This window comes from Streptomyces sp. NPDC016562, from assembly GCF_043076955.1.
Lineage (GTDB): Bacteria > Actinomycetota > Actinomycetes > Streptomycetales > Streptomycetaceae > Streptomyces.
Window position 1 is genome coordinate 849,992 of sequence record NZ_JBIBRZ010000001.1, and the last position, 24,136, is coordinate 874,127.

At 69.8% G+C, this 24,136-nt stretch carries 24 protein-coding genes and 1 pseudogene; 10 read left to right on the forward strand and 15 right to left on the reverse strand.

Annotated elements, in window-relative coordinates; all coding sequences use genetic code 11:
* Positions 1-57: 57 nt before the first annotated feature.
* Entirely contained in the window at positions 58-426 is a 369-nt protein-coding gene (locus ACF059_RS03895) for a PRC-barrel domain-containing protein (protein ID WP_366865314.1), read from the reverse strand.
* Between the two features lie 163 nt (positions 427-589).
* Positions 590-751, reverse strand: coding sequence for a hydrophobic protein (locus tag ACF059_RS03900; protein ID WP_360899798.1), 162 nt, complete (start codon positions 749-751; stop codon positions 590-592).
* Between the two features lie 512 nt (positions 752-1,263).
* Between ACF059_RS03900 and ACF059_RS03905 the strand changes: the two genes are divergently transcribed.
* Together ACF059_RS03905 and ACF059_RS03910 are read left to right on the forward strand one after the other, a co-directional pair.
* Positions 1,264-1,572 carry a hypothetical protein gene (locus ACF059_RS03905; protein WP_392050917.1) on the forward strand — a complete coding sequence of 103 codons (309 nt, stop codon included), beginning with the start codon at positions 1,264-1,266 and terminating at the stop codon, positions 1,570-1,572.
* A gap of 147 nt (positions 1,573-1,719) precedes the next feature.
* Positions 1,720-2,064, forward strand: coding sequence for a hypothetical protein (locus tag ACF059_RS03910; protein WP_392050920.1), 345 nt, complete (start codon positions 1,720-1,722; stop codon positions 2,062-2,064).
* A 16-nt stretch (positions 2,065-2,080) separates the two neighbouring features.
* On the opposite strand, the gene ACF059_RS03915 is transcribed toward ACF059_RS03910, so the two are convergent.
* A complete protein-coding gene (locus tag ACF059_RS03915; protein ID WP_392050922.1) occupies positions 2,081-2,497 on the reverse strand; it encodes a WhiB family transcriptional regulator in 417 nt (138 codons plus the stop codon).
* A gap of 411 nt (positions 2,498-2,908) precedes the next feature.
* Here ACF059_RS03915 and ACF059_RS03920 point away from each other — a divergent pair, with 411 nt between their 5' ends.
* Both ACF059_RS03920 and ACF059_RS03925 read left to right on the forward strand, forming a co-directional pair.
* On the forward strand, positions 2,909-3,289 hold the full coding sequence (locus ACF059_RS03920) for an Imm10 family immunity protein (protein WP_392050925.1): 381 nt from the start codon (positions 2,909-2,911) through the stop codon (positions 3,287-3,289).
* Positions 3,290-3,506: 217 nt separating this feature from the next.
* The gene (locus ACF059_RS03925) at positions 3,507-3,830 is read left to right on the forward strand and encodes a hypothetical protein (RefSeq protein WP_392050928.1); all 324 of its coding nucleotides are present in this window, start codon (positions 3,507-3,509) and stop codon (positions 3,828-3,830) included.
* 199 nt (positions 3,831-4,029) lie between these two features.
* Here ACF059_RS03925 and ACF059_RS03930 read toward each other — a convergent pair whose 3' ends face one another.
* From ACF059_RS03930 to ACF059_RS03940, 3 genes are all read right to left on the reverse strand, one after another.
* Positions 4,030-4,689: a DUF5701 family protein gene (locus tag ACF059_RS03930; RefSeq protein WP_392050931.1), complete on the reverse strand. Its 660-nt coding sequence runs from the start codon at positions 4,687-4,689 to the stop codon at positions 4,030-4,032.
* 162 nt (positions 4,690-4,851) lie between these two features.
* On the reverse strand, positions 4,852-5,589 hold the full coding sequence (locus tag ACF059_RS03935) for a VOC family protein (protein WP_392050934.1): 738 nt from the start codon (positions 5,587-5,589) through the stop codon (positions 4,852-4,854).
* A gap of 143 nt (positions 5,590-5,732) precedes the next feature.
* Positions 5,733-6,152: a subtilase-type protease inhibitor gene (locus ACF059_RS03940; RefSeq protein ID WP_392050937.1), complete on the reverse strand. Its 420-nt coding sequence runs from the start codon at positions 6,150-6,152 to the stop codon at positions 5,733-5,735.
* A gap of 377 nt (positions 6,153-6,529) precedes the next feature.
* Here ACF059_RS03940 and ACF059_RS03945 point away from each other — a divergent pair, with 377 nt between their 5' ends.
* Positions 6,530-7,057 (forward strand): GNAT family N-acetyltransferase, encoded by a 528-nt coding sequence (locus ACF059_RS03945; protein WP_392050940.1) that lies wholly within the window; start codon positions 6,530-6,532, stop codon positions 7,055-7,057.
* 81 nt (positions 7,058-7,138) lie between these two features.
* Positions 7,139-8,143, forward strand: coding sequence for an SUKH-4 family immunity protein (locus ACF059_RS03950; RefSeq protein ID WP_392050943.1), 1,005 nt, complete (start codon positions 7,139-7,141; stop codon positions 8,141-8,143).
* A gap of 85 nt (positions 8,144-8,228) precedes the next feature.
* On the opposite strand, the pseudogene ACF059_RS03955 reads toward ACF059_RS03950, so the two are convergent.
* Positions 8,229-8,421: pseudogene (locus ACF059_RS03955) on the reverse strand (IS5/IS1182 family transposase); the annotation flags it as partial.
* Positions 8,422-8,529: 108 nt separating this feature from the next.
* Between ACF059_RS03955 and ACF059_RS03960 the strand changes: the two are divergent.
* The 3 genes from ACF059_RS03960 (at position 8,530) to ACF059_RS03970 (ending at position 11,819) form a co-directional block, all read left to right on the forward strand.
* Positions 8,530-9,204, forward strand: coding sequence for a hypothetical protein (locus ACF059_RS03960; protein WP_392050946.1), 675 nt, complete (start codon positions 8,530-8,532; stop codon positions 9,202-9,204).
* 342 nt (positions 9,205-9,546) lie between these two features.
* Positions 9,547-10,587 carry a vWA domain-containing protein gene (locus tag ACF059_RS03965; RefSeq protein ID WP_392050949.1) on the forward strand — a complete coding sequence of 347 codons (1,041 nt, stop codon included), beginning with the start codon at positions 9,547-9,549 and terminating at the stop codon, positions 10,585-10,587.
* A gap of 239 nt (positions 10,588-10,826) precedes the next feature.
* Positions 10,827-11,819 carry a glycoside hydrolase family 26 protein gene (locus tag ACF059_RS03970; RefSeq protein ID WP_392050952.1) on the forward strand — a complete coding sequence of 331 codons (993 nt, stop codon included), beginning with the start codon at positions 10,827-10,829 and terminating at the stop codon, positions 11,817-11,819.
* Positions 11,820-12,566: 747 nt separating this feature from the next.
* Here ACF059_RS03970 and ACF059_RS03975 read toward each other — a convergent pair.
* The 4 genes from ACF059_RS03975 to ACF059_RS03990 all read right to left on the reverse strand — a co-directional run bounded on the left by ACF059_RS03975 (position 12,567) and on the right by ACF059_RS03990 (position 15,831).
* On the reverse strand, positions 12,567-13,175 hold the full coding sequence (locus ACF059_RS03975) for a hypothetical protein (RefSeq protein WP_392050955.1): 609 nt from the start codon (positions 13,173-13,175) through the stop codon (positions 12,567-12,569).
* A gap of 208 nt (positions 13,176-13,383) precedes the next feature.
* On the reverse strand, positions 13,384-14,379 hold the full coding sequence (gene galE, locus ACF059_RS03980; RefSeq protein ID WP_392050958.1) for a UDP-glucose 4-epimerase GalE: 996 nt from the start codon (positions 14,377-14,379) through the stop codon (positions 13,384-13,386).
* Positions 14,380-14,460: 81 nt separating this feature from the next.
* Entirely contained in the window at positions 14,461-14,997 is a 537-nt protein-coding gene (locus tag ACF059_RS03985; RefSeq protein WP_392050961.1) for a hypothetical protein, read from the reverse strand.
* Positions 14,998-15,468: 471 nt separating this feature from the next.
* On the reverse strand, positions 15,469-15,831 hold the full coding sequence (locus tag ACF059_RS03990; RefSeq protein WP_392050964.1) for a transglycosylase family protein: 363 nt from the start codon (positions 15,829-15,831) through the stop codon (positions 15,469-15,471).
* 451 nt (positions 15,832-16,282) lie between these two features.
* Here ACF059_RS03990 and ACF059_RS03995 point away from each other — a divergent pair, with 451 nt between their 5' ends.
* Positions 16,283-16,771, forward strand: coding sequence for a hypothetical protein (locus ACF059_RS03995; protein ID WP_392050967.1), 489 nt, complete (start codon positions 16,283-16,285; stop codon positions 16,769-16,771).
* Here the strand turns inward: ACF059_RS03995 and ACF059_RS04000 are convergent.
* The 4 genes from ACF059_RS04000 to ACF059_RS04015 all read right to left on the reverse strand — a co-directional run bounded on the left by ACF059_RS04000 (position 16,753) and on the right by ACF059_RS04015 (position 24,136).
* Positions 16,753-18,027 (reverse strand): MFS transporter, encoded by a 1,275-nt coding sequence (locus ACF059_RS04000; protein WP_392050970.1) that lies wholly within the window; start codon positions 18,025-18,027, stop codon positions 16,753-16,755. The two genes, ACF059_RS03995 and ACF059_RS04000, sit on opposite strands and share 19 nt — an antisense overlap.
* 62 nt (positions 18,028-18,089) lie before the next feature.
* Positions 18,090-21,407 carry a PEP/pyruvate-binding domain-containing protein gene (locus tag ACF059_RS04005; RefSeq protein WP_392050973.1) on the reverse strand — a complete coding sequence of 1,106 codons (3,318 nt, stop codon included), beginning with the start codon at positions 21,405-21,407 and terminating at the stop codon, positions 18,090-18,092.
* Between the two features lie 265 nt (positions 21,408-21,672).
* Positions 21,673-22,647: a cytochrome c oxidase subunit II gene (locus ACF059_RS04010; protein WP_392050976.1), complete on the reverse strand. Its 975-nt coding sequence runs from the start codon at positions 22,645-22,647 to the stop codon at positions 21,673-21,675.
* A 175-nt stretch (positions 22,648-22,822) separates the two neighbouring features.
* Positions 22,823-24,136 carry an acyltransferase family protein gene (locus ACF059_RS04015; protein WP_392050979.1) on the reverse strand — a complete coding sequence of 438 codons (1,314 nt, stop codon included), beginning with the start codon at positions 24,134-24,136 and terminating at the stop codon, positions 22,823-22,825.

The following is a 24,136-nucleotide window of genomic DNA, read 5'->3' on the forward strand; positions in this document are numbered from 1 at the left end:
GGGGGGCCCCCCCCCCCCCCGCCCCGATCCCCTTCCGCCGCTTACACCCTGGGGGTGTTACGCGGGGCGGCCGCCGAAGGGCGCGCCGGTGCCGTAGTACGTACCCAGTTCCTCGCGGTAGCCGGCGTCACCGAGATGCTTGTCGCGGTGGAACTCCGGGGCGTTCTTGATCTGCTCCTTCGTCCGCTCGACGAAGATCTTCCGCTCCTCCGGGTCGATCCGGGTCACGGTGCTCGCCGGCAGCAGGACCTCCTTGCCGAAGATCCAGACCCCGGTGTCCACGACCAGGTAGGCGTCACCGACTTCGTCGGAGTGCTTGTCGACCTTGCCGATGGCGCCGTCCGTGGCCTCGACCTTGTAGCCGGTCAGGTCAGTGCCGGCCAGGTGCCCGGCGGTCGGCTGGTAATTCCACACATGCTCAGTCACGCGAATACAACTCCTCAGATCTCAGAGATGAAGCGGCCCGTGCCGCCTGACTCTTCTCGTGCGCCGCACGCGGCGACTGCTACGCCGCCGCGTTTTTGGAGGCGGTATTCAAACAGCCCCGCTGGATCGCGACGCCTCCGCGGCCTTTCAGACCACTGTCCCGCTACCAGCGGTACCAGCGGCCACTGCTGCCCTTGGGCCGGGCGACGAAGCCGACCAGCCACACCACCAACACGATGACGGCGATCCACCACAGTGCCTTTATGGCGAAACCCGCACCGAAGAGAAGAAGGGCCAGCAGAAGAACAAGAAGCAGGGGAACCATTGTTATCAACCTCCGACACGCCGCCTGCCCTGCATTCTGGGATTCACACACCCGACTTGCCTTTCTCTCTGTGAGCGAGGCGATCTGTTCAACCCACACGGCTGGGGTAAGAGGGGCACATGTTCAACCATCGAAGGGTGCGTACAGCCATCGTCCTGGTGATCAGCTGGGTGGTGATGACAGGTGTGGAACGAGTGGCCGAACACAACCCATGGGGTTCGGCCTTGCTCAGGGGGCTGGTGTGGGCAGGCGTGGTCACCGGCGTGTGGTGGTTCTCGGAGTGGACTCAGATACGGCCTCCGCAGCCTCGCCCCGAGGAGTCCCTCAGGAGCGATGAGCGCGCGCCGCGCTGACCTGGCCTCGAGCAGGCTGCCGGCCACGCCGCGGCGGGTGCGTCGAGGGCGGGCGGAGGGACACCCGACTGCCTGATCTGTGGGGGCTGAGGGGTTTGAAATGCGACACCGGGGCATCCCAGAACAAGACTCAGCCTTTGCCGGCCTATGGAGGCAGCAGTGACCACGTACGTCATCACCGTGCCGGGCACGTTCCTGAGGGACGTCGACGATGCCACTCGCTCCGAGCTGGCGAGGAGCCTGGCTTCGCACCACACCGACTTGAGCGAGACGGAGGACGTGGAGCTGCTGACGGTCCACGAGGACGGCACCTTCTCCGTACGGCTCGAAATCGAGGCCGTGGACAAGGCGACGGCGGAGGACGAGGCCGTCCGCCTGGCAGGGGCTGCCCTCCAGAAACTGGGCTTCTCGGAAGAGGACGCACCGCTGGGGCCTCCGGCCGTCACCGGTATCGACGGTGAGTTCTGAAATCGGCCCGGGGTCACCGTGGTAGCGGGGGCCCCGGGACTGGGCCAGGGACCGTGAGCCTGTCCCCTTCAGGCAGAGTGTGGCGTAACGGTCGGCCGTCTGCCCTGGCTTACGCAGGCGGCGTCTGACAGAGCATTACGGAGGAGCATGTGGGACGGTCCCTTTTACCGGGTCAAGCGTGATGGATACGAGATCTGCTTCGTCCCCGATGCGCGAGACGACCTCGATGAGGTCTGCAATGTCGACATGTGGGTCATCCGCGATGACGGCGATCGCTGGTCCGGAACCGTGGTCACGCTCCATGAGGTACACCGCATCATGGACCGCCAACGGCAGGCGGGCGACCCAGAAGGCGCCTACTGGTGGTGCTGGGACGGCCTCATCGTCCGTGAGGCCGGCGTGCCGTCGATGGTCAAGGCGATCGACGGGCTCGTTGCCACGGGCGAGCACGAGACAGTCCTTCGCCATGTTGGGCCGGCAGAAGACCTCTGAACTGGTTGGCTCCGGCTTACAGAACCAACGTCCGGCACGAACGCGCGTAGGGCCATGACAAGGGCACGGCGTGACGTACGCGGCGCGACTCCCAGACCGCCCCGGACCGGCTGCTCCGCCACGGCCACGGCCGCAGCGGCCTGACGGATTCGGCGTGGTGCTCGTACTCGCTGCGGGCAGCTTCCAGCAGCCGCTTCCAGGAGGTGACCGGGGGCCTTCGCTTCGGGAGGGCTCGGCGCTCGCGCTCGGTCATGCCTCCCCAGACCCCGTATTCGACGCGGTGGTCGAGGGCGTGGGCCAGGCATTCCGTGCGCACCACGCAGCCAGAGCAAAGAGCCTTCGCTCTCGTCTGCGCAGCGCCCTCCACGAAGAGCTTCTCCGGGTCGCCGGTCCGGCACGCGGCCCGTTGCCCCCAGCCCTGATCCCCGCCCATTGTTCGCCGCCCTCTCCCCGACCCGGCTCCCCCACCCCGCACTCCACGGGCGGCTTGAGCGCGACCGTACGGAAGGGTCCACCCTGCCGTCTACAACAGCAGCGGCACTGCCGTCTGGGCCTGCAACACCATGAACGGCGCCGGCGAAACCGTCGACATCAACACACGAGGCGTCGTGTACGTCGGCCACACGCCCATCACCGCCAGCTGCTGAGCCGGCCCCCGCAGAACGAACACCCCGCCGGAAGCGAACGTCCGGCGGGGCTTCTGTGCGAGCCGGGCGACCAGGGAGGGGCTGGAGAACCGTTCACGTCCGCATCGCGGCAGTGCTCGTTGGCGGAGGGATAGACGTCGGCTGTGCTGGGCCCCTGGTAGAACCGGTGAATGGCATACAGGTTCACAGCCCGTGCGGTGGCTGCCGAGATCGACGTTGATGGCGAGATGCAGGCTGGCGTGGCGGAGGAGGATGGAGGCTTCTTCCTGCTGTTCACGAGCGCCATGGGTGAGCCGTCCGCACAAGACGTCTCGCTCGGGCTCGACACTTACTGCGTGATGACCCCGGACCAATGCACGACCTATGGCTGTGTCCGCGAGGTCGCCCTGACAGGCAGCCTGCTTACGGTGTTGCTGGACCCCGAGTGTCTGGATGACTTGGAGTTGGAGGAAGCGAAGCTCGAGGCGGTGCTCGACGTACCGGCGGAGAGTATGGACGAGATGCGCGAGGTACTTGCGAAGGTGTTGACCTTCGGACGCGAGGAGGCCCGGCCTCGGCTCATCGGTTTGTCAGGTTGATCCCCCGGATCGGTGGAGTGCCTCATACGAGCGATGCGAGGCCGAGGCTGTCGTGATCCAGGCGGGAGGTGCCCTCCAGGGGCATCCGAGCGGACCGAATGCGCGGGCAAGGGGGCCGAGACAGCCGTCGACAGGCGCGTTTCGTAGGCAAACCGTTGTCAACACGTGGTTGCCCCGCGAGTCCGTCACCCGCATCCTGACGGTTCAGCACGATCACGTGGAAGAGAACGAAGGTTTCCCGCACATGCAGCACACCCCCGACCTCGGAAGCAACTCGCTCAGCAAGCCGGATCCGTGGGCCAAGTTCCGGGGGCTCGTCTGGTGGCAGTTGGTGCTCTCGATCGCGCCAGTCATCCTGCTGCCGATCGGCGGGGCGATAGGCGGCGCCTTCGGGGCGGCGGGGCTCTACGCGAATCTCTCCCTGGCCCGCAAGCCGTTGGGGACGTCGGTCAAGCTCTTTGTGATGCTGGGCGTGGTACTCGGCTCTTACCTTGGATACTTCCTCGTCGCCGGTGTCCTCTACAACATGTTCAAGGGCTGATCCCTCCAGTCAGGGGAGTGCTGATCTCGGCGACCGGGCCGCGGGCGCGGGGTAGCTGGCCCCACCCCGCGGGTTGGGGGGCAGGGCCGGGTACCCGGCCCTGCCCCCCGCGGCCGCACGTAGGCGGGACCGCCCGCGTCCGGCTCGTGGTGCAGTTCACCGGCGCCGCTCAGAACCGGCCGGCCTGGTGAAACAACCTTTAGTGTCCTCGGCCGGTGGCGGAGGCGATGCCGAGCCAGGTGTGGCGGTTGCCCCACCAGCACCAGCCGACCTTCGGGGCGTTGCGGTGCTCGCGGCCGTCCCGGCCCGAGCCGTTGCTGATCCAGATCGCCGGGGTGCGGGCGTCCAGCGAGCCGTTCGCCTTGCGCAGCCGGGAGCCGATGGTCATGAAGCAGCGGTTGCGCTCAAGGACCTCCGGCTGCTGCAGCACCCAGTGGATGCCTTCGGTGAGCAGCAGCGGGGTCCGGTCCTGTTCGGTGAGGGCAGGCAGCGCCTCCTCCGGGGTCCAGTTGGCCATGTGGTCGCCGCGGTCGAGGCCGGTGACGAGGTAGAGGGGGCCGTCGGGCAGCTCTACGGCGGAGGGGGTGAACCGGTCGACGTCGGTCATGTCGGTGACGACGAAGCCGGACTTGCCGTCGCGGTGGAGCAGCGGTGCGAGGACGGACGCGGGGGCGCGGTCCGGGTGGACGGCGAGCAGGGCGTCGGCGTCGGAGCTGCCGGTGGCTTCGGCGGCGAAGGTGCGCAGTTCGTCTTCGGTTATCCCCGCGAGCTCGTGCACCCCCAGCCGGATCAGGTGATCGGCCTGGGTGACCAGCGGCGGGAGGGGGAGCAGGGTGGCCGGGGACGAGGTGTCGGGCAAGGTACTCCTCGGTTCGCGGTGTGAGCAGTAGACCTGGGGCCAACGAAACGTCCTGCGGGATTGTTCCCGGCGCGGCGACCCTCCGCACCCTCCGCAGACCGGGCCGCCGCGGGACGGACCGGGCCGTCGCCTCGACGTCCTGGGCGGGCGGTGGGCTCCGCCTCAGCGCGGGGTGAGGACGCAGAACTCGTTGCCCTCCGGGTCGGCCAGGACCGTCCACGGCACGTCGCCCTGGCCGAGGTCGACGTCGGTGGCGCCGAGGGCGCGCAGCCGGGCCACCTCTGCCGCGTGATCGTCTCCGGGGTACGGGCGGAGATCGAGGTGGATGCGGTTCTTCACGGTCTTCACGTCGGGTGTGCGGACGAATTCGAGATACGGGCCGACGCTCTTGGCGGAGCGCAGCACCGCCTGTTCGTCGGTCACCTCGTGCACGGTCCAATCCATCGCCTCGCCCCAGAACCGGGCCATGGCCCGGGGGTCCGCGCAGTCGACGACCACCGCGGCCATCGGCCCCGTGTCCCGGTAGACGGCGCGAGGCTCCAGGACGCAGAACTCGTTGCCCTCGGGGTCGGCCAGGACCGTCCACGGGACGTCGCCCTGGCCCACGTCGGCGGGCGTCGCGCCGAGGAGCCGGAGGCGCGCGACCAGGTCGGCCTGGTGGGCCGCGGAGGTGGTGGCGAGGTCGATGTGCACCCGGTTCTTCACCGTCTTGGGTTCCGGGACGCGAACGATGTCGATGTAGAGGGCGGCGGGGTCGGGATAGACGAGGCCCACGGGTTCGAGGTTCGTCACGCCGGGTTCCTCACTGTCGATGCCCCAGCCGAGCACCTCCGCCCAGAACCGGCCGAGGGTGGAGTCATCGCGAGCGTCCATCGCAATCTGAACAAGCCGTGTCGCCATACCGCCGACCTTATGCACGCCGTCCTGCGACGACAAGCGCATGTGCTGTTGGGAGTCCTGAGTGTGTGTCAGGGACGCGCTGCCGCCCCCGCCCGGGGAGGGACGGGGGCGGAAGCGAGGGTACGGGCGACCCGGGTGGGCGGTCAGAACGCGAAGACGGGGTTTGCGTTGAAGGTCGCGGCCATGACGCAGGAGTTGGAGAAGGTGTGCTTCCAGGAGATGCGGCTGCCCTGCCAGACGCCGTCCGCGGTGACGGTGACGGGGGCGTAGTGCATCGGACAGGCGCGGTTCGTGTCCGGGGCGGCCAGGAGCCCGTCGAAGGTGCCGTCAGTGGCGGCGAGCGCCGCGCAGGCGGCCTTGGGGTCGGGGTGCGTTCCCTGGGCGGTCGGCGCGCAGCTGAGAGTCGACGCCCGAACGACGGTCGCCGCGTCCTCGCCCTGAGCGACGGTCAGGACCATGGCGGAGGGGGCGTACAGGCTGGCGGGCTGTGCCTCGGCGATACCGGTGGCGCCGGCCAGGGTGAGGAGGGCGGCGGCGGAGACAGCAGCGATGCGGTGACGCACGACGGAACTCTCTTTCAATTCGAAGGGTATTCGCAGGAGATGCCTGCGATATGCCGACTGGACGTCACCGAGTCTGTCGGTCGCGAGGGATACATGCACATCGAACGCCGATTATCAGACATCTCGTTCGATTATCGGCGAACGAATGGTCGTTCGGGCAGCTCGGGCCGGGTGCGCGCCTCTTCGTGATCAGGCAACAGCGGGTGGTAACGGTGGATGCGGAGGCCGTTCGTGAGGCGTTGACCTGCTGTCGGTCGCGCGCGGTTCACCGAACATCCATCCAGGCTGACCGGATAGCGCCGGTTTCGCCGCCGACGCGCCCCGGAGCATGCCGGTGCTCCCGGCTGCCGGGGACGGAAGCTCGTACGTTGCCTGTCATGACTGAACTTGGACCCGTTGTGTGGCCGCCCGCGCCTTTGCGGACCGAGCGGCTTGTGCTCCGCGCTTCGGAGGGCCGCGACCGTGCGGCGTTCATCGAGCTGTTCGCCTCGCCCGAGGTACGGACGTACCTAGGTGGCCCACGACCACGCGCTGAGCTTGAGAATGCGGTGCCGGAAGTACCCGGGCGGCGACCCGGCGTGTTCGTAGTCGATCACGAAGGGGTGACGATCGGCGTCGTCACGCTCGACCGTCGAGACCCGGAGCGTCCGGGGCACGTCCGTCCTGATGGCGGGGAGGCCGAGCTCAGCTACATGCTCCTGCCGGAGGCATGGGGACGTGGCTACGCCTACGAGGCTTGCGCCGCGACGCTCGGCTGGTTCGCGGACGCGTTTCCCGGCGAGCCGGTGGTGCTCTGCACCCAGGTGGCCAACGGCCGCTCGGTGCGGGTCGCGGCGAAACTGGGGTTCACCGAGGTGGAACGGTTCGACGAGTTCGGCGCGGAGCAGTGGTTCGGCGTGCGTTGATCGGTCCCGCGGGCTCCCGCTTCGAGCCGGAAGCCGCTTCGAACCTGGTCAGTTGGGCGAGCTCAATGATGTGATGGCCACATGGCGGACCCTCACGACGACGAACCCCCCGAGCACCGGCGCTATGCCCAACACCTCAAGGCTTTGGACAGCGTCGCCGAGGCGGACGAGGTGAACCTGCTGGCTGCCGTCCTCCGCGACGACGACACGTCCATGGCCGAGAGCGCCGTGAACCACCACCTTGAACGCCGGGCGGCCGAGCAGCTGACCAGCCCTCAGTTTCGCTGCTGGGCGCAGATGATGGCCACGGTCATCGGCGACCGTACATTCCTTAGCCGCCGCCTGCGCGAGTGGACTTTGCTCAGATCCATCGCCCTGGACGAGCCCTGGACCGACGAGGAGTTGCTGACCGCGTCCGACTGGTTCCAGCGCACGGCCGCCTCCGCGCAGCTCGTCACCTCGCCCGACGCCCTCCGCTTGCTCGCCGAGCACGGACGCACCCGCCGCGTCCGCAACGCGGCGAGCCGCAGGACCCAACGGCCACCACACGCCCCAGTGACTGGGCCACTCTCCGGCAGCCGCCCGTTCCGGTGGCTGCCCTATGACGCGAGCTCTCTCGCGCGCCTGGGTGTGGGCGGTGAGGCGGGGTCTGCGCTGGTCGAGCGGGGGTTGCCGACCGACTGCAATCGCATGTTCGTGCGGGACTCGGGTCGGGAACTGGATGTCCGCGACCTTCCGCCGGGTCGGGCTGCGTTCCTCGGTGCGTTCGAGGACGGCCTCAACACGTACTGGCTGCTGATCGACAGCGGTGAAGTGTGGATGGTCCGCGGCTATGAAGGCGAGGGGGATCAGCAGTACGGGCTGGTCAACTCTTCGGTCGGCGGTCTGCAGAACGTTCTGGAGGTGTGGGAGGCTTTCGCCTTCTCGGGAAAGAGCGATGCGGACGACGACTACGAGGACTTTGTCGAAGTCGTGCTTGAGCGGGCCCGCCAGAGCGATCCGCGGGTGTTCGAGGACGACAACGCCTGGTGGTCACGCGTTTTCGAAGAAGTCGAGCTCGGCATGTTGGTCCCGGAAGAGGGATAGCCGCGGGACGCGATGGTCACGGGCGGGGCCGATTGTCATAGCGACCTCATTGCGCGCGCCAGTAGACCGTCATGTCGAAGCCGGTGGGGCGTCCGCCACCCCGCCTTGGGACTCTGACCTGTTCGAGCACAGGTATGAACTGCGGGCGGGGCGTCACCCCACTGTTCGGATTGAATCTTGCAGTTCAGCCCTCCCCGGGAGCGGCCCAGGGCCTCGTCGGAACGGAGTCCGGCCGTGCGACTGCGGCCCAGAATGCGTGGCGCGCGGGTGAGCGCGCCGGTGCGAGTTCGTGGAAGCACGCGGGCAGTCATAAATGTCTGCCGCAGGGGGCGGGGTACGTGATTCGGCGTCATGGGTACACGTGAGTGCGTACCATCGCCTCACACATGCTCTCCCCCGCAGAAATCGAGGAACCCATGACGACAACCACCAACGTCACTCGCGTGCAAGACGACTACGCCCAGCAGATCGCCAGCGACCTCTCGACGAACCAGTCGGCACAGGAGCAGACGCGAAAGGAACTGGAGCGGCTGCAGCAGGAACTGGAGGAGCTTCAGGAAGGCGAGAAGGTTCTTCTCAAGATGCAGGAGGCCTTGGGTATTTCGGCGAAGCCCGCGTCCGCGTCCGCGCCGTCCGCCAAGCGCAACGTGAAGCGTGCCGCGGTGCCGGCCGCACGCAGCGCAGGCTCACGGGGTGCGAAGAAGGCTCCGGAGCCCAAGGCCGCAGCCACCGCGGCGCCGCGCAAGCGCAAGGCGGCCGGTGAAACCGAGGTGAAGAAGGACACGAGCGGCGGCCCCTCCTGGCTGGAGCTGGTCATGGCCACGCTGGCCGGTCAGACGGAGCCCCGGTCCGCCGCCGAGGTGACCGAGACCATCAGCGCCGCGCACCCCGAGCGCAAGGTCCAGGCAGCGGTCATCCGCAACACCCTTGAGCAGGGTGTCGCCCGTGGCCGCCTTGAGCGCTCCAAGCAAGGCCGGTCCGTCTACTACACCCCCTCCGGCTCCGCTCCGGCGGACGCGGGCACCGATCAGCCCCAGCCCAAGCCCCTGCCGCAGCCGTAAACCCCTCCCCCGGCAGCCCCGCTCCACCGCACACTCACCGAACCGGGCTGCGTCCGGTGCCCCACTGCACCGACAGTCCCGCGGGCGGCCAGGACCGCGCACGGCTCGACGCCCGCTCGGGACCTTCCGGACCCGAGCGCGAGCGGTTCACGGAGCTGGCCACCGAGACGCCGCCGTCCGAGGCGATCAGCCGACGGCGGCGGCAGCGGGGGCGGTGACGGTGGCCGACAGCCTCCGCGATGACCCCCGACCCGGCGCTCCTCGCTCCGCCGGGAGCCGAGATCGATTGTCAGTGGTGGGTGAGACGGTAGGAGCATCCAGTCGGAACGAGGGGGAGCTGCCATGTCCGGTACTCAGAACTACATCAATCACGTTGCTCTTGTGCTGGATGCCAGTTCGTCCATGTCACACCTGAGCCACAAGGTCGTCGACGTCGCCGATCAGCAGATCGCCTATCTCGCCCGCCGATCGAGGGAGCTGGACCAGGAAACCCGTGTCACGGTGTACGTCTTCGCCGACAAGGTGGAGTGCGTCATCTACGACAAGGACGTGCTGCGCATGCCGTCGCTGAAGCAGCTGTACCGGGTCGGCGGAATGACGGCTCTGCTGGCGGCGGCCCTGAAGTCACAGCGGGAGCTGGCACAGACGGCGCAACTGTACGGCGACCACAGCTTCCTGACGTTCGTGCTGACCGACGGACAGGAGAACGCGAGCCATCGCTGCCCGGACGCCCCCGCCAGGGACCCGCGTGAACTAGTCACGGCCGTGGCCGAGATGATCGAGAAGCAGCAGGACAACTGGACGCTGGCCGTCCTCGTGCCGGACCAGATGGGCAAGCGCGAGGCCATGCAGTGCGGTTTCCCCAAGGAGAACGTCGCCATCTGGGACGCCACCAGCACTCAGGGTCTGGAGGAGGCCGGGCAGGTCATCCAGCAGGCCACCGAGAAGTTCATGGTGGGCCGCACGAAGGGCATCCGCGGATCGCGCGCGGTGTTCTCCACGGGGGCGGACGCCATCAACAAGGACACCGTCGCGGCGGCCGGCCTCACCCCGGTGGATCCGACGGCGTATCAGCTGATTCCGGTCGCTCGTGACGCGGCGATCCGCGAATGGGTCATCGAATCCGGTCACACCTACCGCACCGGTGGTGCGTTCTACCAGCTGAGCAAGTCGGAGAAGATCCAGGCGCGGAAGCAGATCGCCGTGCTGGAGAAGAAGACGGACCGGGTGTACACGGGTCCCGAGGCCCGCGCCCTGCTCGGACTGCCGAGCGTGGAAGTGCGCGTCAAGCCGGACCACAATGACGACTTCACGATCTTCGTGCAGAGCACCAGCGTGAACCGAAAGCTCGTACCGAACACGCGGCTCCTGCTGATGGTCTGACACCCGCGATGTGAGGCGTGGGGCGGTTGGTGGCCCGCCGGGCGGGCGCCTACACGCAGAAATCGCGTTGATACGTGGACACGCGGGTACGGGTGGCGATGTTCACCCGATCGGGCCAGGCGGAGGCGGCCGACGGCCTCGAACGGCTCAACATCGGGACATCGGACAGGCCATACGTCCGATGAAATGCCTACGGTCACACACCGAGAGACATCGATTCCCGAACGTGTGGAGACGGCATGTCCCATCGAGGCCGCTGGCTGGCCGGCGCCTGCATCACCACCGCCCTCGCCGGCATACTCGCCACCGGGGGCGCCCGGGCCACACCCCCGGACGAGCCTTACGGCCCTGACGACGGGCCCGACGTCGCAGTGGGCGCCTATCTCCACTACGACTCAGCCGCCGTTGAAAGGATGGAGGGGCTCTCGCACTGGCTCGGCGGTGCCGAGCTGCGGGCCGGGCACACCTACCTGCCGGGCGACAAGTGGAGGAACATCGAGGGGGAGCCCAACTCCCTTGACAGCTGGGCCGAGTGGCGGCGGGCCGAAGCCGATCGGCTGTTCGTCCTGAACGTGCCCATGTTCGAGGGCAACGAGGCCGGTGTCCCCGACCGCCGGGTCGCCGAGCTGATCCGCTCGGGCGCGCAGGGCAAGTACGACCACCACTTCCAGCGGCTGGCCAGGCGGCTGGTCGGCCTCGGGATACCGGACACGGTGATCGTGCTCGGCTGGGAGATGAACGGCTTCAACTACACCCACCGCTGCCGGCCCGACCCGGAGAACTGGAAGAAGTACTGGCGGCGCATCGTGGCCGCCATGCGTTCGGTGGAGGGGCAGGACTTCCGTTTCGACTTCGCCCCCAACCGCGGCGGTGACGCGATCGCCTGGACCCGGTGTTACCCCGGCGACGACGTGGTCGACATCATCGGGATGGACAGCTACGACCAGCCGCCCGGCCATACCTTCGACGAGCAGGTCACCCAGCCCTACGGACTCCAGCAGCAGGTCGACTTCGCGAGGGCGCACGGCAAGCGGATCTCGTACCCGGAATGGGGGCTGTTCCGTAACGGCGACAACCCGGAGTACGTACGGAACATGCTGACTTGGATCTACGAGCACGACGCGCTCTACCACAGCATCACCGACTACTGCCCGCACGGTGTGTGGCAGTGCGGCAAGAACCCGCGCTCCTCGCAGGTGTTCCGGGAGTTCCTGTCCCCGGAACACGGCTGACGGGCCTCTCCGCGCGCGAGGCGCGGGGGTGGTGCCCGATTCCCGGCGCGCCGTCACCCGTCCGAGGGGTGCGGCGGGGGCGTCCGGGGCGCGCTCGGGGGTGTGTGCGGCACAGTGATCTTCATGCGCCGCTGGTCACTTCCCCTGCTCCTCGCCGCCCTTCTCGCGGCCTCCGGATGCGTCACCGTCGACCCCTTGCCCCCTCGCCCCGCCGGGGCCCCTTCGGCCCCGGTGCCGGCGGACCACGAGCATCCGGCCGTACGCCGGCCCGCGCGGCTCGGCCCCGGGGCGGCTCTGCCGCTGTCGCGCTTGCCCGAGGCCCCGCCGGCCGCCCCGGCCCCCGCCAGCGGGGCATCGGAACCGGAGCCCGCTGCTGGTCCTGGCCGCGCTAGGGCCGCGGGCCGCGATGCGTCCGGCGAGGGCCGGAAGGCGGGCCCGGCTCCCCGGCGCCAGGACGGACCCGGGTGGGGATCACCACGCCGGGCCACCGCACCGAAGGCGCCGGCGCGCAGGGCGGCGAAGCCCCAGCAGAAGAAGAGGCCGCATGCCCGTACCCCCGCCCCGCGTCGCCCGGCCCGCCCGACCCGCCCGGCTCCCGGGACCGGCGGCGGGGCCCGGGACATGGCGCAGCTGTGCCGCGCGGCGCACGGCGTCACCAGCCCCGGCGTCGCCGCCCTGTGCCAGCAGACCTACGGCCGGTGATCCACAGCCCGAGCCACACCGCCGCAGAGCCGGGATGGAGGCGGTTCAGTACAGGCGGTTGACGACGTTCTTGACGGTGGTGTTCTTGAAGTAGTCGACGGGAGGGGCGCTCCAGTTGCTCTCCCACTCGATGAGCGTGACCGTGTCGCCGTCCCTGCCCACGCCGAAGAGGTGGTTGTGGTACGTGTCGCCGAAGGTGTAGGTGATGCGCAGACCCTGGACGGTGGCGCCTTCCTCCACGTCCACCGTCCCGTAGTCGAAGCCGGTCTCGATGCTGAGGGGGCTGTCGTCGTACGTGGAGGGGCATTGCGCGTAGGTCTGCCGCGCCAGTGCGGCGAACGCGATCGCCTCCGCCTCCGTCTCGAAGACGACGGTGTTCTGGAGGCCTGCGGCGGTCTCGGACGTGTAGACCTCGCGGCTCCAGACGTTGACCTCGGGCACCGTCCACGAGCGGCCGCACATGGGAGTGCGCCAGCCTCGCGCGGCCGCCGCGCCGTACCAGGTCGTTCCGTCCTTCGGCATGTCGGAGAGGTAGACCATGCCCGGCCGGGGCCGCCAGTCGACGGCGGCCGCCTCCGCCCCTGAGGCCACCACCATCAGTGTGGCGGCCACCGCCACCGTCGTCGCGCCGCGCAGCCGCTTCCCTACCGTCATGCGATCCCCCCGGAGAGATGTGGGAGCCGTCGGCGGTGCGCCCACACTCGGGTCACCGCCCAGCCCGTGGGTCCAGCGTGCCGTCCGGCCCGCGCGCACGAGCTGTCGCGGAGGGCGGAATGGCGGGGACCTCCCTGATATCTGTCCGGTAGGGGCCGCCTCGTGCGCGGGCCCGGTCGGTGGGGCGGCCGGGCCTGCGGGGCGCCTCTCAGGCGCCCAGCACGGTGTCGCGCCGGGCGTACCAGCGGAGGGAGTCGCGGATGCCGTCCTCGAGGGAGCGCTCGGCCTTCCAGCCGAGGAGCTCCTGGGCGAGGCCGACGCGTGCGTACGCGCCCGCGGAGTCACCGGGTCGGCGGTCCGTCTCGAGGGTGGTCAGCGGGGTGCCGGTGACGGACTCGAAGGCCGTGACGAGTTCGCGCACGGTGGTGCCCCGGCCGGTGCCGAGGTTGAGCACCCGGTACGGCGTCGTGCGGGTGACCTCGTCGAAGGAGGTGAGGGCCTTGACGTGGGCGGCGGCCAGGTCCCACACGTGGACGTAGTCGCGGATCCCGGTGCCGTCGCCGGTCGCGTAGTCGGTACCGGTGATGGTGAAGGGCTCCCCCGCGTGGTGGACGTCGATCAGCTTGCCGAGGGCGTGCGTGGGCGTGCGGATCTGGAGGCCGCTGCGCAGGTGGGGGTCGGCGCCGATCGGGTTGAAGTAGCGCAGGGAGATGACGTTGAGGACGCCGGAGGCGGCGATGTCGCGCAGGATCGTCTCGAAGAGCGCCTTGGTGCGGGCGTAGGGGCTCAGTGGCTCGATGGTGGAGTCCTCGTCGACGGAGAAGTCGCCGGGGTCGGCCCGGTAGATCGATGCCGAGCTGCTGAACAGGAGGTTGCGGCAGTCGTTGCGGACGAGGTGGTCGACGAATTGGATGCCCTTGGAGACGTTCTCGCGGTAGTAACCGAGGGGGTCGGCCACCGAGTCGGGGACGACGATGAGGGCTGCGCAGTCGACGGCCGCATGGATGTCCGGGTGTTCTTCGAAGATGCGGTCGATGAGGTCGCCGTCGCAGATGTCGCCCTCGTAGAAGGGCCGCCCTTCGGTGAACTCGCGCCGTCCGGTGACCAGGTTGTCCAGGATCACCGGCTGGATGCCGCTGTCGAGACAGGCAGAGGCGATCGTGCTGCCGATGAAGCCTGCGCCGCCTGCGATGAGGATCTTCAAGATGCTCCTACGTTGGGGATGTACGGACGCCGGGGCCGCCGGAGCTGTCTGGGGCGGCCGGGCCGGCGGGGCTGGCGGGCCTCAGGCCTGGTCCACCCTGGACAGGGCGTTGGTGATCAGGCGTGTGGCGAACTCCCGGTCGTCCGTCAGCCGGTTGATGTGTTCCGCGAGCAGGAAGGCGGTGGCTTCCAGGGCGTTCATCTCGCTCTCGGTCCAGTCCCCGTACTGCTGGCGCCACAGGTTGGGGCTCAGACCGGTGCCTGCCGCGATGACCATCCCGGCCATGGTGGGGATCGCCTCGGGGCGGATGCTGCGGGCCATCGTGCGCAGCGTGCCCACGAGGTCCGGCACGACGTACTCGAAGACGTCCTTGTCGTGGGCCTCGTACGCCTGCCGCAGCCACGTCATGAACATGTAGATGAGCGTGCACGCGCCGTCGAGCAGATCGTGCGCTCCCCGGGGTCCCAGGGACGCGAGGAACTGGTCGGTGAGCAGGCGTTGTTGGGGGTCAGCCGCGGTCGTGCCGTCATAGATGGCTTTGAGCCGGGAATCGATCGCCATGAGCGCCGCGCCCACATCGCCGGCGGGAGCGTACTTGGGGTCGTAGGACGAAGACACTGGTTCCCTCCCTTGGCGACTGCAGCGTGCAGCACGCCGTGGGTCCTACCGTAGGGGGCCGATCAGACGGGATGCGGCGAATCGAGAGGGAATGCCTCGTGCTGGCCGAATCCCCCGCGTGCGGAAGGGCGCGAGCGCCCGCTCGGAGCCGCTCTGCCGCAGCAAGCGCGGGTGCTGGCTCAGGCGTTACGCGAGCTGTTCGACGGACTGGACGTCTCGGTGCGACGGTACGCGGCCCGCCGGGGCTTCTGGAGCGGCAGTTGGAGGCCGTGGAGCAGGCACGGCGGACCGCGGTGCCCCTGCCCGCAACGGCGTCGGCCTCGCACCCGGGACGTGCCGATCATCTTCCTCGCCGCCATGGGGCCGGTTCGGCGGGAAGATCGATGCGGTGGCCGCCAGCTGCTGACCCTAGGCGCATCGTGGGGGAACCGGCCCGACAGGGCGGCCGGGCCGCCCTGTCGGAGCGTGTGCTCAACGGCGGCGTGCGCAGGTCCAGGCCCCCATGCCCTGGATCTTGGCGAGTCTCCTCGCGGTCGCGATCTGTTCCGACTTCGTGGCGAGGTCGGCGCGTGGTGCGTACTTGCGGCCTCCCGCCGCGTTCCAACTCGACTGGGTGAACTGCAATCCGCCGTAATGGCCGTTCCCCGTGTTCGCCCGCCACCTCCCGCCCGATTCACAGCGGGCGATGGCGTCCCAGTCGGGCTTCGGTTTGGAGTGGACGGCGGCGGCATGGGCCCCGGAAACGTCCAACAGGGCCAGGGTCAACATCATTGCGGCGGCCATCAGTTGGGCGATCCTGCTTCGGCTTCGCCGGTCCTTCGGGTGGCGCGACATCAGTCCTCCTTCGCTGTTGAGGCGGGCTCGCCGCGAACAGCGGGTGGGCCCGCGTACGACCGTCTTCCGGCCGTGGCCACAGCAGAGCACGGACCGAGGTCCATCCAGCGGCACTTGCCGTCGGTGAAGGTCTGACGCCACCCGAACGGACGCTCTATAGCCCCTCATAGGGGCCACTGCGGCCGCGATGAGGGGCGCTGTGGTCGCGGTGGCCGCTGGCTGCCGGCGAGCGGGCCCGTTCGCGCGCCCGGGCCGTCGTCGCAGGAGCCGCGACGGCCCGTGATGCCCGCTCCCCCGGGCCCGCCACCCCCGCGCCGGAGCCGCGCGCGGCCCGGCGTCCCGGGGCGGCCCTACGCGCCTGGGAGTGCGGAGCCTGCCCGGATGGGGGAAGCTGGGCATGGCCGCATGCGTCGCCGGCACGACGGCAGGACGGACGGGCGAGGAGGGCCACGTGGATGCATCAGGAGACGGCCGGCCCGTCCGCGCGCCCCGACCGGGGGTACGGGCGGCCACCTTGCTGTGTGCGGCGGCGGCTCTCGTGGCGACCGCGGTGCCGGCCTCCGGGCAGGCGCACCCGCGGGCCGTAGCGGATCCGCCGCCGGGTCCGGTCGTGGTCGTCGACTGCTTCTCGCAGGCTCAGGTACGTCCCACCGCATACCTGCTGGCCTGCGGGGACGGAAACAACCGCCTCGTCGGACTCCGCTGGGACACCTGGGGTCCGAAGACCGCGACGGCCACCGGCACCGACATGGTGAACGACTGCCGCCCCTACTGCGCGGCCGGCCGCTTCCGCCCCTACCCCGTGACGGTCACCCTGAGCAGCCCGGAGCCCTGGCCGGGCCAGGCGGACGTCCGGCGCTTCACCATGATCCGGCTCCTCTACACGGACACGGCACCGTCCCCCGTCCCGAAGGACGTGACCTACAAGCTCGTGTACTGACCGCCGCGCGGCAGCCGCTTCAGGACGACGCCCACGACGAGGAGCAGCAGGCAGGTGGCCGCCGCCGCGTGGACCAGGAGCGCGTCGAGGCGGTCCGCCGCCAGGTAGGCGCCGACGGCCAGCGCCACCAGCGCGCACACGCCGCGGTCGATGATGGACTCCACCGACAGCAGGGTCGCCCGGTAGGGGGTCGGCGGGATGGCCCCGTTGATCAGGTTGCGTTGCACCGGGTACGCGAGGCCCGCCGCGGCGGCGAACACGCAGAGCCACAGGATCGTGCCCGCGCCTCCCGACAGGGTGGTCGCCGCGAGCGTGAGGGCCATGACCACGCTGAGGACGGTCACCACGGTGGTGTCGGAGAGCCTGCCGCGCACCCAGCCGGTTCTGGCCGAACCGACGGCCTCGGCGACCGTCATCGCCGACAGCACCGCACCGTGGTCGGCGACGGGGAGGTCCTTATCGAGGAGTAACGGTTGGAAGAGGTTGACCTGGCAGATGCGGGCCAGGGTGAAGACGGCTACGCCCTGGACCATCAGGGGCCCCAGGGCCCGCGACGTTCTGAGCACCTTCGCGGCCTGGCGGGCCCCGGCGAGGAACCCGACGCGCTCCTCGGGCGGGTGCGAGCCCCGGCGGGCGGCCAGGACGGCAGGCACGGCCGGCAGGGCCGGGAGGGCCGCCGCGCAGGCCAGCGAACCGAGCGCGGAGAGCGCGGTCAGCACGTACGGAGCGTCGTGCCGGACGTGCATCAGGACGCCGACCAGGGGCCAGCAGGCGATCTTCGCCCAGAGGCCGAGCGCCCGGGCGGTGCCCTCGGCCTGGACGTAGTAGGCGCCGGCACCATGCGCGTGCAGGTACTCGTACAGGTAGGCGCTGGACGCCCCGGACACCAGCGAGCGGGCGGCGGCGATGGCGAGGAAGTGCGCCATGAAGCCCACGAAGGACGGCGAGACGACGGGGAGGAGGTTCGCGGCGGTCATGGCGGCCGCCCCGAGCTGCATGCAGCGGCGCTGTCCGATGCGGTCGGCGATGAAGCCGGTGGGTATCTCCAGCAGGCAGAACGCCACGTAGTAGACGCTCTGGATGCCGAAGATCTGACTGTCCGAGAGGCCTGCCTCCTTCTGGTACTGGTAGAAGACCGGCATCCACCACAGCAGGTTGAACAACAGCTGGAAGCCGTTGTTCAACCGGATCACGCGGAGCGCCGCGGCGGGCGGGCGGACGCGGCGTTTCGCGCGCGTGCGCAGGAAGACGGGCATGGGCGACCTCGGGTGGGGCGGTACGCGGAACGTACGGACCGGTCAGCTCAGGTCAGGTCAGCTCAGGCGCTGTACGGGCGCAGCTGGAGGATGTGGAGCGCGCCTCCCGGCCCGAGCAGCCACTCGATGTCCAGCGGGCCCGCGAAGGTGTAGTCCGTGGCGAAATGGGACTGGAGCAGGCGGCCCGCCAGCGCGAGTCGGCCCAGGTGGGCCCGCGTGTCCTGCGGCAGGTCCTCGGTGGCCGCGCCCAGCGAGACCGTGCGGCCGCCGCCCTCGACCGTGTTGTACAGGTACTGCAGGGGCATCGTCCGGCCGTCGACGACGTCGGCCGTGGAGCCGTGCGCACAGTTGAGGTACACGTTGCGGAAGTCGGCGCGGTTGGTCGGATTGCACGTGACCATGACGCCTCCGAGCGGGGACGGCTCGTAGCGCTGGACGATGACGCCCATGTAGGTGTCGTCCAGGGAGATGCCGGCCTGGTGGCGCAGGCGCACGCTGCGCGGGGAGAGCAGCGAGGCCCACACCCTGCGGATGGCGTCCAGCACGCCGGGCAGGTCGGTGACCTTGGTGTGGGACTCGTAGATTCCGGCCGCGGAGAAGCCCGGCAGGTCCTCGGCGTTCGAGGAGGACCGCACGGCGAAGCGGCCCGTGCCCGTCAGGTGTTCGACCAGCTGCGTGTCCAGGGCGCGTACCAGGTCCTCGGGCACCGGGAGGGTGCGTACCACGTGCTGCAACTGGAGGCAGAGCGTGTCCACGGCGTCCATGGAGTTCAGCTCCAGGGCCATCTTCAGCTTGCCGATGCTCTGTTGCACGGCCGGCGACGAGTCCAGGAAGCGCTGTTGGACGGAGAAGGGGACGGCGATGCCCGCGGGCGCCTGGACGTGCCGGGTGAGGAACTCGCTCGCGTACTGGGCGAGATCGCCGTCCTCGGGCATCCCCAGCCGGGCGGCCAGGTGGCCGAGGAGGTCGGCCCGGGGTGGGCGGGGCACGCCGTAGTAGCCGGTCAGGCGGCTCGATCCGTGGCGCAGTACGTGGTGCAGTTCCCCGAGGTTGGCGGCTTTGGTGCCGTAGCGGTTGCGGTCGCCTGCGCGTAACGCGGACAGCGGTACGAGCGGTACGTCCGTCACGTGCGGCGTGTCGAGGCGGACCCGCTGCGTGTGCCACGTCGGTTCGGCGAGGTCCGGCGGCTGCGGCGCGGGCTCGATGACGTACCCGTCGGCGGTGACCTCGTAGCGGACCCAGGAACCGTCCAGCTTCTCGTCGGCGATCGTGTCGAGGACTCCGCGGACGATGGCGTTGGGTATGCCCCAGCCGGCCGCCAGCATGTTGGTGTGGGAGAGCGGAGTGGTGGGCTGGGAGTTGATCAGACCGGCGAGCCGGGGGATGTCGTCGGGGACCACCGGCATGGCGACGATGTCGTACCACGTCAGGTCCGCTCGGGCGGCGAGGTACTCCTCGCGCGAGGCGAAGGCGCGGAGCCGGCCGGTGGCCGAGGCGAGCGTCAGCGGCACGAAGGGCGTGGTCGCGAGGAGGGCGTGGCCGCGTGCGCGGGGCACCACGGTCTCCGGGACGGCGGCGAGGGCGCTCTCCTGCGCGTGGTTGGCCGGCTTCACCAGCAGCTCCAGCGCGGGATCGAGGTGGGCCCGTACGAAGGCGTGGAACTCGGTGAGCAGGTCCGCGCCCATGGTGTCGGCCTCGGTGGTCTCCAGGACCATGAACGGCTCGTCGCGCTCGGGGCCGCCCCGGGAGTGGAGCGAGAGGACGCCGAGGAGGAAGCGCCGCGCGGGGTCCTGGTAGACGTCGTGGTTGAAGCGGTCGAGTTCGGCGTCGAGCTGGTCGAGGCTCAGCCCCTGGATCTCGGTGGCTATGTAGTTGACGTGGAAGGAGTGCACGGAGCTGTCGAGGACGTGCCAGCGGCCCTGGTCGCGGTCCACGACGACCTTCACGTACGGGTGTCCGCCCAGCATTCCGGCCAACTGTTCGAAGAGGGGCAGGGTGAGCAGGGTGTCCACGGCGGCGCCCCGGGGGGCCGGGTCGGCGGTGAGGGCGTGCGGCAGCGCGGCGAGGATGCGGCCGCAGTCGGCCAGCAGCTGTGGCGCGGACTCGGCGGTGAGGAAGCACAGCGCGGCCATGGAATTGGCGCCTCCCGCCTCCTCGTACGGCGGGATCGGGCTGCCCGGCGCGAGGCTGTGCTCGCGCACCAGTTCCACGCGGGATCCGGGTGCGACCAGGGCGGGCCAGTCGACGGCGTCGAAGTCCCAGGCGGGCCGTTCGGTCCAGGGCCGGCCCTCGGGGTCGGCGGCGAGGATGACGAGGGATCCGGCGGCGCCCTTGCCCTCGGTCAGCATCTTCTCCGGATAGCCGACCTCTCGGCCGAGCAGCTGGCGCACCAGCATGCCGATCATGTCGAGCCCGAAGACGGTCTCCACTTGGCGGGTGGTCATCACCCCACCGAAGCGGGCCGCGGTCTCGATGAGCCACATGGCTCCGGCCGGACCGAGTTTGATCTCGGTGTGGGTGGCGCAGGTGTCGAGTCCGAGCGCGTCGACGGCGGCGCGCGACACCTCCTCGATCCTGTGCTGGAGGGCGGTCGGGAGGGCGGCCGGGGCCAGGCTCGCCCGCTCGGTGAAGGGCGCGATCGTCGGCATCCGCCCGGTGATGCACAGCGGGTGGTAGTGGCCGTCGGCCACGATCCCCTCCACGCTGGCGTAGTCGCCCCACCCGTCCCCCTCGAACCAGTCGGAAGCCTCTCCCGTCACGATCTCCTCCAGCAGGAAATCGCTGACGCCCTCGTCCGCGGCGTGCAGTTCCGCGTACCCCTGCGCGGAGGAGGCTTCCATGACGCGGCGTCCGGTCTTCCAGGCCGCCGCGGCCTGCTGCTCGTTCCACACCGTGAGGTGAGCCGTGGAGCCTGCGCTCCAGGCGGCCTTCAGGAGGAGCGGCGGCGTCAGGGTGTCGAAGGCGGCCTTGATGTCCTGCGGGGTGTGGACCTCCGCGAACCCCGGTACGGGCAGCCCGGCGTCCCGCCATATCCGGCGCATCAGACGCTTGTCCCGGGCCCCCGCGACCCGCTCGCCGGCGCCGCGGAGCCCCAGCCGCAGGCTCGCGTGGGCGACGGCCACCACCGCGTACTCCGAAAGGGTCAGCACCGCCTCGGCGCCGACGCGGCGGGCGTGGGAGCAGATCAGATCGACCAGTTCCGCCCCCTCGCCCGGCGGGGCCGTGGTGACCGACGCGCATTCGGGCCGCCACACCGGTTCGGTGGTCCGGGGCAACGGCGCGAGCGCCAGGACGTGCACGGCGGCGTGGGCGGCGATGCGCGGGACGGCGTACTCCAGCGGAGGGCCGCCCTTGGCGTAGACGAACAGGACCGGGGTCATGGTGCTCCTGGGGTCGAGGAGACGCGGCGCGCTGCGGCGCGTCCCGGCGGACGATCCGTACGCGGTGGAGCCGCGTACGGACCAGGGCTGACTGGACCACGACGGAAAACTGTGGGCGTACGTACGGATGTACGCCTACTCGGTTACGCGTTCGCCAAACAACCGCGCTCGCCCGAGGGAGCCGGCATGAGGGTGTTTCAGCCATCCGGGCGGGGAGCCCGGCGATCGGTCCTCCCCGGGGGCCGGGGCACGGACCGCGAGGGGGTCACAGCTTGCGGGGTTCGGAGTTCCTGGCCGGGTCCGTGATGGTGGTGCCCGCGGGGATGAAACCGCGCTGGCCCTTGGCGGCCAGGTCCTTCAGGTGCTGCCGGTAGCGCTCGGGCGAGACGACCTTGGCGTTGAAGAGCATCCGGGAGTGGTCGACGCCGCAGAGCTCGGCGCACTTGCCCCGGAACGTGCCCTCCTGGCTGGGCGTCACCTCGAAGACGTTGACGTTGTGGCCGGGGAAGACGTCCTGCTTCATCAGGAACGGCAGCACCCAGAAGGAATGGATCACGTCCCTGGACGTCAGGATGAACCGGACCTTCTCGCCCTTGGGCAGCCACAGCGTGGGGCCGGGGTTGCCGGTCTGCGGGTTGCGCGTGCCGGGGACTCCTACGTCGTAGACGCCCTCGGCGCCCGCCGGGAAGGCCTCGATGGTCCTGTCGGGAACGATCTGGAGGTTCCGGTCGGCCTTCGCGTCGCCCGTGTCGGCCTTGCCGTCCACGTCCTCGATGTAGTTGAAGCCCCAGCTCCACTGGAATCCGACCACGTTGACGGTGTGGGCGGGCTTCTTGCTGAGGGCGAGGAGCTGGGCCTCGTCACGGGCCGTGAAGTAGAAGAGGACCGAGACGATGATCAGCGGGACCACCGTGTAGAGCGCCTCGATGGGCATGTTGTACCGGGTCTGCGGGGGAATCTCGACCTTCGTCCTGGTGCGCCGGTGGAAGACGACCGCCCAGATGATCAGACCCCACACCAGCAGTCCGACGACGAGCGCGGCCGCCCACGAGCCCTGCCAGAGGGAGAGGATCCGCGGCGCCTCTTCGGTGGCGGGGGTCGGCATGCCCAGACGCGGGAAGTCCTGCCAGTTGTACTCGCAACCGGAGGTCGTCGCCAGGAGCAGGACCGCGATCGGCACACGCTGCGGCCTGCGCCGCCTGGGCCGCTGCGGGGAGCTGTCACAGCCGTTGAGGTTCACGTAGCGCCTTCCCGGGGATGCTGCCGGCAGACCCGGGACGGACGGCGACCGGCTTCCCGCGCGGTCGCCGACCCGACGCCGGCAGGACGTGCAGATCTTTATGCCGGCAAAACACTACTGATCAGGGGTGGGCGAGGGCTCCAACGCGCCGACGCCGTACGTGAGCGGCGTCCCTTCAGGCGGCGCGGCGCCTGCCCCGTTGACGGCGCGGGTACGGGAAGATCCGCGGGGAGCGCTTGGCGGCCACGTCTTCGACCCAGCCGAAGGTCAGGACCAGCAGGCCGAGCAGCGGGATCGCCACCAGCAGCGTGAACCAGGGGCTCATCAGCAGCCACTGGAGGTGCTGGTAGAAGAAGCGGACGCTCCAGAGCGGGTCGATCAGCGGGACGGCGACGACCAGCGCGACCTCGTGCCAGAGGTAGACGCTGACGGCGCGTGCGTTGAGTAGGCTGACCAGGCCGTTCCAGCGTTCCAACGGTTTGGGCCACTGCTCCCAGGACGGGCTGACGTGGAGCAGGATGGCCACGAAGCCGAGGGACCACAGGGCCTGGGCGATGGGCCAGGACTCGATGTCGGTGGGCTCGCTCGGATTGACCGGGCGCGTCTGCAGGTACCAGAGGCCGGCCACCATGATCAGCGGCGCGATGGACGGCACCACGTACTGCGGGATCTTCTTGAGCAGTCCCTCCTGGTGGGCCATGCCGAGGATCCAGCAGGAGCCGAACATGGTGAAGTCGTTGGCGGTCTCCCAGACCCGGCTGTAGATGAACTCCTGGTCGGCGAAGAAGGTGTTCATGACGATCGACAGCGCCAGCGGGGTGAACAGCGTCACCACCGGGAAGCGTCGCAGGGCCCGCAGCATCAGCGGGGAGAGCAGGACGTACCACAGGTACGCCCGGAGGTACCAGAGCGGGACGATGATCTGCGCGGCCCAGGTGGCTTCCACGTGCTGGAAGCCCGCCAGGCTGTCCGCGTACGGCGGAGTGCTCAGCGGCAGGATCCAGAACGCCAGCTTGGACCACCACCAGGTGGCGTGGCCTTCGGACTGGGGGCCCCAGCCGTCGAGGATCTCAAGGGTGATCATGACGGCGCCGAACAGCCACATGGGCGGCAGGAGCCGGCGCAGACGGCCGCGGATCACGCCGAGCGCGGGACGGCTGAGCGAGCGGGCCATCAGCGAGCCGGCCAGCGCGAACATCACGCCCATCGACGGGAAGACCAGGGGCAGCCAGAACCAGCCCATGTTGTGGTAGAGCACCACGCGCACCAGCGCCAGCGCGCGCAGCAGGTCGAGATAGCGGTCCCGGCCGCCCTTGCGCGGGGAGGCCGCCTGCGGCTCCGTCTCCGGCTCCTGCTCCTGTGCCGGCTCCGGCTCGTGTCCCCACTGCGGCTCCGGGTTCCGCTCCGGCTCCGGCCTCGGTCGCAGGCCGGCGGGGATGCTGAGCTTGAGGGTGTCGTGGGTACGCCCGAACTCGATGGGTGCGGTCAT